Here is a 12,783-nt window from a genome sequence, read left to right on the forward strand (position 1 = left end):
CCTGGCACGCGCTCTCGCCGCACCGGGCGAAAGCCAAGTACGTCCAGTACGCGGTCTTCCGCCCGGCGCGCCGAGAGCACGCACCAGACGCCGCGGGGCCGCCCTCCGGGCGACGACGGGAGTTTGACGACAGGGCCTAGGCGGCCGGGGTACGTTCGGGCAGGGCGCGCTCACTGGCCGCTGCGGTAGGTGTCGAGCTGCTTCGCGAAGGCCTTCGTCGCCTCGATCAGGCGGGTGCGGGACTCTTCCTGCTTCTTGTCGCCCTGCTCCTTGAACGCATCCGAGAAGTGCGGCCGGAGCTGGGTCCACCAGCCGTGGTCCAGCATCGCCCAGGCCTGCGGACACAGCGGGGCACGGGACTTCGGCAGGTAGCCGGCGCCGGCCAAGGGCGCTTCGTACTTCTGCGGGTCGCTCCCCTCGAGGTAGCAGAGGAAGTTGAAGACCCGCGCCTGTGTGACGGGGTGGTCGCTGGAGAGCCCCTCCAGGGTCACCTTGCCCTGCTTGCGGGCGACTTCGTCGAAGACGAGCGCGGCGGCGAGCGAGGGAGCCGGGCCGACCACGTTGACGGTGTAGAACGACGCGAACCCGTCCGCGGCGTCCTCCTCCATGGCGATGTTCGCCAGCATGAGCTGACGTTGCAGGGCGTGGCCCATTTCGTGGCCGAAGATGAACTGCGTCGACAGGGCGGTCAGATCGTCGGCGTTGTACCGGTCCTGGGGGAAGGCGGCGGGACGCGCGACGGTCTTGGCCACGTCGGTGGCGGTCCCCTGGATCTGGGAGAGGAATGCCGGCGGCACGTAGATCGTCCTGCCGTCGGGCTGGGTGACCGCGTCCTCGACCCCCGGCGGAACCTTGTCGGTGACCTTCACGACCATGTCGTGCGGGAGGGCCAGGGACTTGTTCACCCAGTCCGCGGACTGCTCCAGGACGCGGGACTTGCGGATCACCTCGACGGCCCGCCGGTTCTCCGCCTTGATCGCATCGTCTTCGTAGACGACCGTGACCTTGCCCTTCGCCTCGTCCTTCGGGTCTTCGTCACTGCACGAGACGACGCCGAAGCCGAGGGCCAGGAGCGCGCCCGCCACAGCGGTCCGCATCACGGTCGAGTAGCCACCAGTGCTCACGCCGCCATTATTTCGGCCGGGCCTCCGGCTGCCCCGCGACACGACGAGCGGGGGAGAGGGGGAGGGAGGGGAGGGCCAAGGGCGGCGGGGGGCCGGTCGCGCTCCCGGGCGGTGCCGACCACCCGCCGGAGATGGTTTACAGTTCAATTGGCGTCGAGGCCGACGGCCGCCCTGCGCGGCAGGCCGGGCCTTCGACGCCCGTGGGCTGCCGGATGCCCCCCATCCGCGCGCCCACCCCAGGGGGCCGGCGCCCTTCCCCCGTGCGCGCCGGCCCCCTGCTCCGCACTCCGGGCCGGCCGGGTGCGCGCCTATGCGGATCCGCTGTCGCTCCGGCGCGCGGTGACCAGCAGGTACTCCCACTCCATCTCGCCGTCCCGCAGCGCGCCGTCCGCCAGTGCGTCGAGGTTCCGGTCCAGATCGACGGTCTTCTCGGGGGCGTCGGCGATGTTCCGGTAGACCGCGATCGTGGGCCCGTACGTGGCCTTGAAGAACTCGCGGAACTCCGCCGGCTTCGCGAAGCGGTCCACGCAGACCGTCCGCCGTCGCGCCTCGATCCCGGTCACGCGGTCTCCGAAGAGCGTACGGACGTGCTCCTCGCTCCCCCACAGGGGTGGCGGCTGCGCCCCCGGGGGCGGCGGGGGAGCGTACGGCTTCATGGTGGAGAACATCCGCCCGATGAACCCCTCCGGGGTCCAGTTGATCAGCCCGATCGTGCCGCCCGGCCGGCACACCCGGACCAGTTCGTCGGCGGTGACCTGGTGGTGCGGGGCGAACATGACCCCGACGCAGGACATCACCGTGTCGAACTCCCCGTCGGCGAAGGGCAGGGCTTCGGCGTCGGCCTCCTGCCAGCGCAGCTCGGCGCCGCGCGCCGCGGCCTCCTGCCGCCCCACGTCCAGCAGCTCGGGCGTGAGGTCGGAGGCGATCACGTCGCCGCCGGCCAGCGCGGCCGGGATGGCGGCGTTCCCGGACCCGGCGGCGACGTCGAGCACCCGGTCGCCGCGCTTCACCCCACAGGCCTCGACCAGAACGGGCCCGAGGGCCGCGACGACCTCCCTGGCGACCGCCGCGTAGTCGCCCAGTGCCCACATCGTCCGGTGTTTCGCCTTGAGCGCGCGGTCAGCGTCGCGCGCGTCCGCCGTCTCGGTCATGCCGTCCGCCTCCTTCGCCCGGTGCCGTGTCCCCACCTCCTTCGAGCATAGGAACCCGCCCGGCCCGCGGCCCGGCGGGCGCGTTCCGGCCCGCGCCGCCCAGCTCCCGCTCCGCAAACGCGCGGAAGCCGCGCGGCGGCCGGCCGGTGAGGCGCTCGACGGAGTCGGTGACCCGGTCCTCCGCGCCCTCCTCGATGGCCCGGTCCATGCCCGCCAGCATCGCGGCGAACTCCTCGGGCATCAGTACGGCGAGCCGGTCGCGCAGCTCTTCGTGGGAGAGGCTGCGGTGGATCACCGGCCGCCCCGTCACCTCCGCGACGATCGCGGCGACGTCGTCGTAGCTCAGGGCCTCCGGTCCGGTCAGTACGAGGTCGGTGCCGGGGGCGCGGACGTCGGTCAGTGCGCGGACGGCCACGGCCGCGATGTCGTCGGCGTCGACGAACGCGACCCGGCCGCGGCCGGTGGCGGTCAGGATGGTGCCTTCCGTCCGGATGCTCCGGGCGTGCTCATGGCTGCCGGTGAAGTTCTGCATGAACCAGGACGGGCGCAGCACCGCCCACTCGTCGAAGATGCCCGGCAGCGCCTGGTGGACCAGGCCCACGGCCGGCCCGCCGCTCGCAATGGACGAGGCGCTCAGGAGCACCACGCGCCGTACGCCGGCGGCGCGGGCCCGGCGCAGGAAGGGCAGGACGACCGCTGCGGGGTCGGGATCGCCCACGGGCGGGATCACGTAGACGCGGTCGACGCCCTGCAGGGCGGCGGCATGGGTCCCGGGGTCGTACCAGTCGAAGCGGACCGGCACGGCTCCCGGCACCGGGGTACCGCCGCGGCCGGCCGCCCTGACCGCGTGACCGGCGGCCGCCAGTTGTGCGACGGTGCGGCTGCCGGTGGTCCCGGTGGCACCGATGACGAGCACGGCCGCGCCCTCGGTGACGGCGCCGGCCCGGCTCATCGGGAGGCCCCGGCGAAGTCGGTGCCGGGTTCGGCGAGGGCCAGGGGGTTCCAGTAGTCGCGGTAGGACGTGAAACGCCCGTTCTCGACGGTCACGACGGCGATGTAGGACATGTCGAAGGGGCGGCCGGTCCGCACCAGCCGGCCGACGCCGCGCATCTCGACCACGATGGTCCGCGGATCGGCGGTCTCGTGGATCCGCAGGTCGGCGTCGGGGAAGTCGTGCAGGTCGATGTGGTCGGGGTACGGGCGCATGTAGTCGGCGATCGCCTCCCGCCCGTCCAGCCGTGCGGGCCGGCCCGGTGGCGCGAAGGGGAACTCCATCACTCCCTCCTCGGCCCACAGGCCGACCCAGCCGGGTATGTCCTGGGCGAGCAGGAGGCGCAGGCTGTGGCGGTACAGGTCGGCCGGGGTCAGTGATGCGGGTGGTGATACGGGTGCGGCGGACATGGCTGTGGGTTTGGGCGCGGACATGAGTGTTCTCCGTCTCGTAGAATGCGGACCCGGGGTCCGGTTAAACAATACGGACCCTGGGTCCGTTTTTCAATTGGAGGAACCTCGTGCCCGAGCCCGAGCGCAAACCCCGCAAGGACGCGGCCCGCAACCGGCAGGCCGTCCTCGAAGCCGCCGACGCCCTCTTCGCGCGCTCCGAAAGCCCTGAGGAGCCCACGACGGCCGACATCGCCGCGGCGGCCGGCGTGGGCAAGGGCACGCTCTTCCGTGCCTTCGGCGACCGCGCCGGCCTGCTCCGTGCGCTGTACGAAGCCCGGCTCGAACCGGTCCGGGAGGCCGTGGAGGCCGGTCCGCCGCCCCTCGGACCCGCCACACCGCCGCAGGAGCGCGCACTCGCCGTACTGGACGCCGTCCTGTGCTTCAAGCTCGACAACCGCCGCCTGGCGCTGGCCCTGGAAGAGAGCGGCACCGGCAGCCCGTACCAGGCCGAGCACTACGCGCGCTGGCACGACCTGCTCCGCTCCGTGCTGGAGCGGATCCCGGGCCTCGCCGACGCCGACTTCACCGCCCACGCCCTGCTCGCCGCCACCCGGGCCGATCTCGTCGAGCAGCTGGCCGGCCAGGAGGGCGCACGGCGTGAACGGCTGCGGGCCCAACTGGCGGGCTATGTCACAAGAGTGGTGGCTCCGGCCCCGGACCCGCACACCTCCGCCCCGAGCTGACCTCCTCGCCGGCCCGACGGCTGTGTGGTGCCGGGCGCCGGTGTGCGGCAGGGGCTACGGTCGGGCGGGAGGACGGACGGGTGCCGGCCGGGACGGGCTTGGAGGCGGGTGGAGATGGTTGCGCGGTATGTCGCAGACCTGATCGGTTCGTTGGAGCGGAACGCGGGGCGGCTCGCGATCGGGGCCGGGCCCGCGGTCATGGGGTTCTCCGAGGTGCTGGCCGATACGTACCGGCTCGCGGCCGGCCTCGCTGAGCTGGGGGTCCGGCGCGGGACGGGAGTGGCCTGCGTGACGGACGAAAACCGGCCCGAAGTGCTGTTGGTGCGCTTGGCCGCACACGTGCTGGGCGCGCGGCTCACCCAGGTGATCGTCGGTCCCGCCACTCACGGCCTGGACTTCGTGCTGCGGGACAGCGCGCCGGTGCTGGTGGTGCACGACACCCCGGTGCCGGACACCGGGGCGGCACACATCGGGCTGGCGGACTTGCTGGGACTGGCCCGTGCCCGGGAAGGTCGGCCGGTGCCCGTACAGGCGCGTGAGGACGACGTGGCGCGTGTGACCTATACCGGCGGCACCACCGGCAGGCCCAAGGGAGTGGCCTCCACGTTCGCCGCGATGGCGGACCGGACCGCGACGCGCGGCACGGGCGGCGGACCCGCGGAGTCGGTCTACCTCTCCGTCACCTCCCTCGCACAGCGCTCCGGCGGCAGGTGCCTGGAGCACCTGCGGGAGGGAGGCCGGGTGGAGGTCCTCGGGCCCTTCGGCGCAAGGCAGTTCGCCGCGGCCTGCCGGCGCCTGGCGCCCGTGTCCACGTACCTGACCCCCGCGATGCTGTACCGGCTGCTGGACGACCCGGCGACCGCCGACGGCGTGCCGGGGCTCGTCCAGGTCTCCTACGGCAACGCCCCGATCCACCCGGAGCGGCTCCGGCAGGCCCTGACGCGCTGGGGCACGCCGCCCCGATGGCGGCAGGGCTACGGGATGAACGAAGCCGGAGTGATCTGCAGGCTCTCGCCGAGCGATCACGACGCGGGGGTGAGCGAGCGGCCCCACCTCCTGGGGTCCGTCGGCCGTCCCGCCCCCGGGGTGGCCGTACAGGTGCGCGACCGGGACGGGGCGCAGGCCGAGCCGGGACGCACCGGAGAGGTGTGGGTGCGGTCCACGATGATGATGGCGGGCTACTGGAACCAGCCGGACCTCACGGCCCGGGTGATGCGGGACGGATGGCTCGGGACCGGGGACCTCGGCCACTTCGACGCCGACGGCTACCTCTACCTCGACGGCCGTATCAAGGACATCGTGATCGTGGACGGTGTGAACATCTACTGCGGTCCGGTCGAGACCGCCCTCACCCGGCACCCCGCGGTGGCCGAGGCCGCGGTGGTGGGCAGAGCCAGCGAACTCACCGGTGAGGAGGTGTGCGCCTTCCTGGTGCCCGCACCGGGCCACGCTCCCACGGGCGCCACGGCCGCCGACGCCTGCCGGCTGGTGGTCGCGGCGCTGTCCCCGGCACACCGGCCGACCGCCGTCTTCTGGGAGTCGGCCCTGCCCCTCACGGACCAGGGCAAGCCGGACAAGCGCCAGCTGCGCAAGCGCGCCGCAGGTTAGAGCGGCGCGACGCGTCACCGGCGCGGAGCCAGCCGGGTCAGCCGTGTCGGCTGTGCGAGCCGTGTCGGCTGTGCCAGCCGTGTCGGCTGTGCCAGCCGCGTCGGCCCTGTCAGCCGGGTCCGCCCCGTCCGCTCTCGGTCCACGGGCGCAGCTTCTCCGGGTTGCGGACCGCCCAGATACGACGGATACGACCTTCCGTGACGTCGAACGCCGCCACGGTCACGGTCACGCCGGCGCTCTGGGCGACGAGGCCGGGCCGGCCGTTGACGGTCCGCTCCAGCAGCGTCAGCCCGGGGGCCTTGCCGGCGATGTGGAGCAGGTACTGGGCGATGCGCCCGCCGCCCTCGACGGGACGCAGGACGGCGCCGACGAGTCCGCCGCCATCCGCGGTCATCGTGGCCCGGGGGTCGAGGAGGCCGACGAGGGCCCTGATGTCCTTCGCCTCCCACGCCTGTTTGAACTCCCGTACCAGAAGGGCCTGTTCGGTCCCCGGGACAGCGGGGGTCCGCGCGGCCGCGATACGACGGCGCCCTGATGACGCCAGTTGCCGGCAGGCGGCCGGAGTACGGCCGACGATCTCGGCGACCTCGGCGAACGGATACCGGAACACGTCGTGCAGGACGAACACGACGCGTTCGGCCGGCGTCATCGACTCCAGTACGACGAGGAAGGCCATGCTGACCGACTCGTCCAGGGTGACCCGGTCGGCGGGGTCGGCCGGCCCGCCGATCCACTCCGTACGGTCCGGCAGCGGCTCGGGTACCCACGTGCCGACGTAGCGCTCGCGCCGGACCCGCGCCGAGCCGAGCAGGTCCAGGCAGATGCGGGTGGCGACCGTCGTCAGCCAGGCGCCGGGCGACTCGATGCCCTGCCGCTGTCCCCGCGGCATCGCGTACCAGCGGGCGTAGGCGTCCTGTACGGCGTCCTCGGCCTCGGCCAGCGAACCGAGCAACCGGTAGGCGAGGTCGGTCAGGTGCCGCCGCTCGCCGTCGATCTCGCCGGGGCCCTGCTCGCACCGGACGTGCCCGGGCCCGGATGGGGTGCTCATGGTCGCGGCCGCTCCCTGGTTCCTCTCGCGAGTTCGGCGTTGCACCTCACATTTCGCGAACCCGTTTCGTCGGACTACCGAGACAGTACCGATCCACCGCCGCGAGGCAGAACAGGGGGCCCACTCATGGCCGTTCAGACGAAGGCAGCAGACGGCAGCGGCACGTTCGTGCAGGTGGCGATCGCCCTGCAGACCCTGGCCGTCTTCTTCCAGGCGCTCACCGCCGGACTGCTGCTGTCCACGTCCTACGGGGAGACGCTCCACGGCGTCGGAGCGCGCGTGATGTACGGCGCAACGATGGTGTACGTGCTCGCCGCGGTCCTGGCATGGCGGCCGGGCGGCGGGTCGCCCCGTCCGGTCCTGCACGCGTCGGGCTTCCTCGTCCTCGCCTCGGTGCAGGTGGTTCTGGGCGTGGCCCACATGCCCGCGTTCCATGTCCCGCTCGGTGTCCTGATGTTCGGCCTGAGCGTCCTGGCGCTGGCCCGTGCGCGGGCCGGGCGCTGACGCCGTGAACGACGCCGTGCCGGGTGCGGTCCGGTCCGGGTGGACCGGCCGTGCCGACCGGTCCGGCATCGGCGCTGCCACGGGGAGTCGGCGGGCGCATGCGGAGGGGTACGACACCTGCTCGACACAGGCGTTCCAGGAGCCGTCCCGCTCTCCTCCGCACGGCACCCACACCAGCTCAGGGCCGCCGCCGGGGTGCTGATGCGGCGGGCTGACGACGCTCGTACGCTCGAAGGGGCATCGCAACGCTCCCCCGGGAAGGGTGGCCAATCATGTGTCGATGGCTTGCGTACTCGGGCACTCCCATTCTCCTGGAAACCGTTCTGTACAAGCCCGAGCACTCCCTGATCGACCAGGGCCTGCACTCCCGTCTCGGTGTCGAGACGACGAACGGCGACGGATTCGGCATCGGCTGGTACGCGGAGAACTCGAGCAGCGGCACCCCTGCGGTGGTCCGCGACATCGGCCCGGTGTGGAGCAACCGCAACCTGAGGGAGATCGCGCAGCACGTCAGGTCCCCGCTGCTCTTCGCCCACATACGGGCCTCGACGGGCACGCCGGTCCAGCAGACGAACTGCCACCCCTTCCGCCACGGCCGCTGGATGTGGATGCACAACGGCTCCATCGCCGAGTTCCACACACTGCGCAGGGAACTCTGCATGGCCGTGGACCCCGTCCTCTACGCCGATCTCGAAGGAACCACCGACTCGGAGGTGATGTTCTTCCTCGCGCTGACCTTCGGCCTGGACGCCGACCCTCCGGGCGCGGTGGCCCGGATGGCGGGCCTGGTGGAGCGCACGGGCCGCGCGCACGGCGTCGACGCGCCCCTCCAGATGACCGTCGCCGTGACCGACGGCACATCGGTCTGGGCCTTCCGCTACGCCAGCGCGGGCGCCGCCCGGACGCTCTTCTACAGCACCCGGGTCGACTCGCTGCGCGCGCTCCACCCCGACCTGCCGATCCTGCGCGAGGTGTCGGACGAGACCCGCCTCGTCGTGTCCGAGCCGCTGGGCGACCTGCCGGGCGCGTGGAACGAGGTGCCCGAGCACAGTTACGGCGTGGTGCGGGCAGGCGAGGACGCACTGCGGCCGTTCAGTCCCATGGCGGTGTGACGCCACGCCCTCCGGGTGACGGCGTCGACGTGACGGCTCCAGCCGGCTTCAGCGTGACGGCCGGTCACCGAGGACGGTGACGGCGGCGAGCATCCGGTCCCAGAACAGGTCGGCCTCCAGCCGGACCGCGACCTGCGCGTTCACCGGCCGGCCCGTGTACCGGTGCAGGTCCACGACGGTGGCGCCCCGGGTGTACCGGCCGTTCAGTTCGACGACGACGTTCCCCTCCACGCAGTGCACGATCTCCGGGTCGATCACCCGGGCGACCGCGACCGGATCGTGCAGCGGTGGGGCCGGGAACCCCCACAGCGTGCGGTAGGTGGACGCGAAGAAGGTCAGCAGCTCGGCGCAGATACCCCCCAGGTCGGTGCCCAGACGCTCGAAGCGGGCGACGACCTCGGGGGTGGCGAGCGCCTGGTGCGTGACGTTCAGGCCGCACATGGTGACCGGAACGCCACTGCGGAACACGATGTCCGCGGCCTCCGGGTCCGTCCGGACGTTGAACTCGGCGGCCGGGGTCCGGTTGCCCCGCTCCGACGAACCGCCCATGAGGACGATCTCCCGGATGCAGGTGGCCGCATCCGGGTGGCGGGTCAGCAGCAGGGCGATGTTGGTCAGCGGCGCCGTCGGGACGAGGGTGACCGGCTCCGGGTGGCCGGTCAGGATCCGGTACATGAGGTCCACCGCGTGCCCGGGGACCGCGTCCACCGTGGGTTCGGGGAAGCGCGGCCCGTCGAGGCCGGACGCGCCGTGCACGTCGTCCGCGACGTCCAGTGCCTGGACCAGCGGTTTGGCACAGCCCGCCGCGATGGGGACGCCGGTGATGCCCGCGACCGTGCACACGCGGCGCGCGTTGAGCGTGGTCTTCGCGAGCGTCTGGTTGCCCGCGACCGTGGTGATGCCCAGCAGCTCCACCGCGGGGTCACCCGCAGCGAGCATGATCGCGAGGGCGTCGTCGTGTCCGGGGTCGCAGTCGATGATGATCGGTACGGGCACGTACCCTCCTGCGCAGGCGTGGGTCCCGTCATTGTGCCGCCCCGGCACTCCCGGGGCCAGGAGGCTTTCGGGCGGGGCGCGGGGAAGTCCCGTACTCCTCGACGGGGACCCGTGCCTCGTCGAGCAGGGCCGGTCCGTCCTGCGGTACGGCCGGCCACGCGCCCGACGCGGGGTTGAGCGCGATGAGTTGCTCGGTGGAGAGCGCGTGGACCACACGGCCGAGGCCCGAGCGGACGATGGCGCCGGCGCACATGCCGCACGGCTGGCAGCTGGTGTACAGGGTGGTGCGCGCGGCAGTGGCGGGGTCGAGTTCCCGCGCCGCCCAGCGGGCGAGTTTCAGTTCCGGGTGGGCGGTGATGTCGTCGTCGCGCCGCACCGTGTTGTGCGCCTCGGCGAGAACCGTGCCGTCCGGGCCGGCCAGCAGGGAGCCGTAGGGCGCGTCGCCCTGGGCGACCGCGCGGGCGGCGATGCCGATCGCGCGCCGCAGGAGTCGTTCGTCGGCAGTGGTGATCATGATGATGTCCTCCGGTGTGCAGCCACGGTGGCGAGCGCATTCCAGGCCTCCTCGGGCCGGTGCGTGGCCTGCGGATCTCCGTGGTAGGGGTCGAGCACGACGGTCTCGGCGCCGAGCCGGTCCAGTTGGTCGAGATCGTCGAGGACCTGTTCGACGGTGCCGGTGCCCGCGAGCCGTTCGGGGTCGTGGACCGCAGTGGCCGTCAGCCGCAGGGCGATGCGCGGTGCGAATCCCGGCAATGAATTGTTCGCCACGGTCGAGCGCAGCCAGGGAAGGGTCGGCCGCAGCGGATGCCAGGCGTCGCCGAACCTGATGGCGCGTCGGATCGCCGCCTCGCTGCTGCCGCCCACCCAGACGGGGATGGAAGCGGCGTGGCCGCCCGCCTCCTCGTGCCAGGCGCGGCGCAGCGTGTCCAGGTAGGTGTCGGTCAGCCTGCCGCGCTCGTTGAACGGCACGCCGAGCGCGTCGAACTCCTGGCGCGCCCACCCGACACCCACCCCGAGCACGAACCGGCCGCCGCTGAGCTGGTCGAGGTTGACGGCCATGCGCGCCACCAGCAGCGGGTGCCGGTAGGGCAGCACGAGCACCGTCGTGCCCAGCCGCAGCGTGGTGGTGATGCCGGCCATCCAGGACAGCAAGGTGAACGGCTCGTAGAACGGCTCCGGGTAGCGCTCGGCCAGGTCCGGGGTGACGGCCACGTGATCCGACACCATCAGGAGGTCGAAGTCGAGCCCCTCCACGGTCCGCGCCCACTCGCGCAGTACGCCGGGATCCGTTCCCGGTCCGAAGTTCGGTACGTTCACGCCCAGTTTCATGATCCGAGGCTATCTCGGTGATCAAGAGATTCGGAACCAACTTCTCCTGGTGACAGCGGCATTCTCCCGTGGAGTTGTCGGTAGGATCGCGTTATGACAGGCAATCTCGATGACATCGACTGGGCGATCATCGACCAGTTGCAGCAGGAGGCACGGATATCCCTCAGTGAGCTGGGGCGCCGGGTGAGCCTGAGCTCGTCGGCCACCACCGAACGGGTGCGCAACCTGGAGGCGATGGGCGTCATCTCCGGCTATCACGCCGTGGTCGACCTCGCCAAGGTCGGCTACCCCGTACTGGCCCTCGTACGACTGAAGTACCCGGGCAACCGTCACCAGCCGCTGCGCCGGCTCCTGGCCGAGCGGCGGGAGATCCTGGAGTGCCTGCGCACCACCGGCGACGACTGCTACACCCTGAAGGTGGCCGCGACCTCCATGGAGCACCTGGAGACGCTCATGGACGAACTGGCCGGCTTCGGCAGCACCACCACGAGCGTGGTCTACCGGCAGACGCTGCCCTACCGGGGCCCCACCCGGCCCTGACCGGCGGTACCGGGCCCGGCCGGGCGGTACCGGGCCGGCCGGGCCGTACCGCTGACGGGGGAACGGGTGCCCGCCCGGCGGCCGGGAATCCCGGGCATCGAGGGATAAGGTCGGCGGGTGAGCCGAACCGAAGGGCGCGCCGAGGGAGCGGGACCGTTCACCACCCGGCTGTCCTGGAGCCCTGCCGACGGGGGCACCGCGGTCTGGGAGTCCCGCACGGCGCGCAAGCGCGGTCGGCTCACCGTACGCGCCGAGGGTGAGCTCGCCCCACGCCCCCGCAGGGCCGACGGTGTGTCGATCGGCCGCCTGCGCAGGCTGAACACCGTCGCCGCGCTCGCGTTCACGGTCGGCGGAGCCCTGTTCGCCCTCGGGGCCGGGGTCGCCCAGTTCGGCTCGGGCACCGCGACGGGCGCGTGGATCTACTTGGCCGGCGGCCTGTTCTTCAACACCGGCGGGTACGCCTCACTGCTCCAGGCGATCAACGCTCCACGTCCGCAGACCGGAGCGGCCTCGCTGACCGGGCGGCCCTGGGCGTGGTGGAGCTACGAGCCTTACCGGATCGACTGGCTGAGCGCCTTCGTCCTGTTCGCGGGCACCCTCGTGTTCGGCGTCAACCTGCTGAGCTCCCTGCTGCAGGGGCTCTCGTTGCAACAGGTGAACCGGCTGATCTGGGCCCCCGACATGATCGGATGCATCCTGTTCCTGATCTCGGGGCACCTCGCACTGGTCGAGGTCTGTCACGGCCGCCCGGGCGTCCGTGCCCGCGAGCTCAGCTGGTGGATCGTCGCGGTCAACCAGTTCGGATCCGTCCTCTTCCTCGTCTCGGCGCTGGCTGCCTTCACCCGCCCCGCGACGGGAAGCCTGGTGAACGAGGACATTGCCAACTGGGGCACCCTGACGGGGGCACTCTGCTTCTCCGTCGGGGGGATCCTCCAGCTCTTCGAACGCCCCTGAGGGGCGCTGCCCCCACCCCCACGGCGCGGGAGCTGCGGTCCCGGGCTCCGCTCGGGTGACCTGCCGACGGCCGAGCCGAGACCGCCGCCCGCGCGCTCGCGCACCCGTCATCGCCCGGGCGAACGCCGCATTCGCGATCCTGTGGCCCGGTGTCGCATGCGGCGCCACGTGCAGTGCCGGGCCGGCTGCGGCGGGTGGTGCGAAAAGCGGCGTTCGAGGCGCCCGTTTTCTTCGGTTCGGGTTGAAAGTGGCCCCGCACACACCCTATTTCGTGTAGCGAACCGCCACATA

At 72.2% G+C, this 12,783-nt stretch carries 14 protein-coding genes; 6 read left to right on the plus strand and 8 right to left on the minus strand.

From position 1 onward, the window contains the following. Positions 1-170: 170 nt before the first annotated feature. From ACIPK4_RS15370 to ACIPK4_RS15385, 4 genes are all read right to left on the minus strand, one after another. Positions 171-1,124: a DUF4344 domain-containing metallopeptidase gene (locus tag ACIPK4_RS15370; RefSeq protein ID WP_402312911.1), complete on the minus strand. Its 954-nt coding sequence runs from the start codon at positions 1,122-1,124 to the stop codon at positions 171-173. A 308-nt stretch (positions 1,125-1,432) separates the two neighbouring features. Further along, positions 1,433-2,275: a class I SAM-dependent methyltransferase gene (locus ACIPK4_RS15375; RefSeq protein WP_402312913.1), complete on the minus strand. Its 843-nt coding sequence runs from the start codon at positions 2,273-2,275 to the stop codon at positions 1,433-1,435. Then, positions 2,244-3,227 carry an NmrA family NAD(P)-binding protein gene (locus ACIPK4_RS15380; protein ID WP_402312915.1) on the minus strand — a complete coding sequence of 328 codons (984 nt, stop codon included), beginning with the start codon at positions 3,225-3,227 and terminating at the stop codon, positions 2,244-2,246. The genes ACIPK4_RS15375 and ACIPK4_RS15380 overlap by 32 nt, the downstream gene beginning before the upstream one ends. After that, positions 3,224-3,700 (minus strand): nuclear transport factor 2 family protein, encoded by a 477-nt coding sequence (locus ACIPK4_RS15385; RefSeq protein ID WP_402312917.1) that lies wholly within the window; start codon positions 3,698-3,700, stop codon positions 3,224-3,226. Before ACIPK4_RS15385 ends, ACIPK4_RS15380 begins: the two co-directional genes overlap by 4 nt. Positions 3,701-3,786: 86 nt before the next feature. Here ACIPK4_RS15385 and ACIPK4_RS15390 point away from each other — a divergent pair, with 86 nt between their 5' ends. Together ACIPK4_RS15390 and ACIPK4_RS15395 are read left to right on the plus strand one after the other, a co-directional pair. Then, positions 3,787-4,401: a TetR/AcrR family transcriptional regulator gene (locus ACIPK4_RS15390; RefSeq protein ID WP_402312919.1), complete on the plus strand. Its 615-nt coding sequence runs from the start codon at positions 3,787-3,789 to the stop codon at positions 4,399-4,401. 114 nt (positions 4,402-4,515) lie between these two features. Then, positions 4,516-6,009 carry a class I adenylate-forming enzyme family protein gene (locus ACIPK4_RS15395; RefSeq protein ID WP_402312921.1) on the plus strand — a complete coding sequence of 498 codons (1,494 nt, stop codon included), beginning with the start codon at positions 4,516-4,518 and terminating at the stop codon, positions 6,007-6,009. 109 nt (positions 6,010-6,118) lie between these two features. On the opposite strand, the gene sigJ is transcribed toward ACIPK4_RS15395, so the two are convergent. Beyond that, positions 6,119-7,057, minus strand: coding sequence for an RNA polymerase sigma factor SigJ (sigJ, locus tag ACIPK4_RS15400; RefSeq protein ID WP_402312923.1), 939 nt, complete (start codon positions 7,055-7,057; stop codon positions 6,119-6,121). 126 nt (positions 7,058-7,183) lie between these two features. Between sigJ and ACIPK4_RS15405 the strand changes: the two genes are divergently transcribed. Continuing rightward, positions 7,184-7,561: a hypothetical protein gene (locus tag ACIPK4_RS15405; protein WP_402312925.1), complete on the plus strand. Its 378-nt coding sequence runs from the start codon at positions 7,184-7,186 to the stop codon at positions 7,559-7,561. A 272-nt stretch (positions 7,562-7,833) separates the two neighbouring features. Continuing rightward, positions 7,834-8,673 (plus strand): class II glutamine amidotransferase, encoded by an 840-nt coding sequence (locus ACIPK4_RS15410; RefSeq protein WP_402312926.1) that lies wholly within the window; start codon positions 7,834-7,836, stop codon positions 8,671-8,673. Positions 8,674-8,721: 48 nt separating this feature from the next. Here the strand turns inward: ACIPK4_RS15410 and ACIPK4_RS15415 are convergent, their stop codons facing one another. From ACIPK4_RS15415 to ACIPK4_RS15425, 3 genes are read right to left on the minus strand one after another with little or no spacing between them, the layout of a single operon-like run. Further along, the gene (locus ACIPK4_RS15415; protein ID WP_402312928.1) at positions 8,722-9,669 is read right to left on the minus strand and encodes a nucleoside hydrolase; all 948 of its coding nucleotides are present in this window, start codon (positions 9,667-9,669) and stop codon (positions 8,722-8,724) included. Positions 9,670-9,697: 28 nt separating this feature from the next. Further along, complete coding sequence (locus ACIPK4_RS15420) at positions 9,698-10,183, minus strand: nucleoside deaminase (protein WP_402312930.1); 486 nt, start codon at positions 10,181-10,183, stop codon at positions 9,698-9,700. After that, positions 10,180-10,998, minus strand: coding sequence for an LLM class flavin-dependent oxidoreductase (locus tag ACIPK4_RS15425; protein ID WP_402312932.1), 819 nt, complete (start codon positions 10,996-10,998; stop codon positions 10,180-10,182). Before ACIPK4_RS15425 ends, ACIPK4_RS15420 begins: the two co-directional genes overlap by 4 nt. A gap of 93 nt (positions 10,999-11,091) precedes the next feature. On the opposite strand from ACIPK4_RS15425, the gene ACIPK4_RS15430 reads away from it, so the two are divergent. Both ACIPK4_RS15430 and ACIPK4_RS15435 read left to right on the plus strand, forming a co-directional pair. Then, complete coding sequence (locus ACIPK4_RS15430; RefSeq protein ID WP_054220694.1) at positions 11,092-11,538, plus strand: Lrp/AsnC family transcriptional regulator; 447 nt, start codon at positions 11,092-11,094, stop codon at positions 11,536-11,538. A 117-nt stretch (positions 11,539-11,655) separates the two neighbouring features. Continuing rightward, entirely contained in the window at positions 11,656-12,492 is an 837-nt protein-coding gene (locus ACIPK4_RS15435; protein ID WP_402312934.1) for a hypothetical protein, read from the plus strand. The last annotated feature ends 291 nt before the right edge of the window (positions 12,493-12,783 follow it).

Origin of the sequence: Streptomyces sp. NPDC086989 (genome assembly GCF_044745505.1) — a bacterium.
Classification (GTDB): domain Bacteria; phylum Actinomycetota; class Actinomycetes; order Streptomycetales; family Streptomycetaceae; genus Streptomyces.

Excerpts from the sequence above, each read along its gene's own strand:
- ACIPK4_RS15375 (WP_402312913.1), bottom strand. The coding sequence starts at position 2,275 with ATGACCGAGACGGCGGACGCGCGCGACGCTGACCGCGCGCTCAAGGCG.
- ACIPK4_RS15380 (WP_402312915.1), bottom strand. The coding sequence starts at position 3,227 with ATGAGCCGGGCCGGCGCCGTCACCGAGGGCGCGGCCGTGCTCGTCATC.
- ACIPK4_RS15385 (WP_402312917.1), bottom strand. The coding sequence starts at position 3,700 with ATGTCCGCGCCCAAACCCACAGCCATGTCCGCCGCACCCGTATCACCA.
- ACIPK4_RS15395 (WP_402312921.1), top strand. The coding sequence starts at position 4,516 with ATGGTTGCGCGGTATGTCGCAGACCTGATCGGTTCGTTGGAGCGGAAC.
- sigJ (WP_402312923.1), bottom strand. The coding sequence starts at position 7,057 with ATGAGCACCCCATCCGGGCCCGGGCACGTCCGGTGCGAGCAGGGCCCC.
- ACIPK4_RS15405 (WP_402312925.1), top strand. The coding sequence starts at position 7,184 with ATGGCCGTTCAGACGAAGGCAGCAGACGGCAGCGGCACGTTCGTGCAG.
- ACIPK4_RS15410 (WP_402312926.1), top strand. The coding sequence starts at position 7,834 with ATGTGTCGATGGCTTGCGTACTCGGGCACTCCCATTCTCCTGGAAACC.
- ACIPK4_RS15420 (WP_402312930.1), bottom strand. The coding sequence starts at position 10,183 with ATGATCACCACTGCCGACGAACGACTCCTGCGGCGCGCGATCGGCATC.
- ACIPK4_RS15425 (WP_402312932.1), bottom strand. The coding sequence starts at position 10,998 with ATGAAACTGGGCGTGAACGTACCGAACTTCGGACCGGGAACGGATCCC.
- ACIPK4_RS15430 (WP_054220694.1), top strand. The coding sequence starts at position 11,092 with ATGACAGGCAATCTCGATGACATCGACTGGGCGATCATCGACCAGTTG.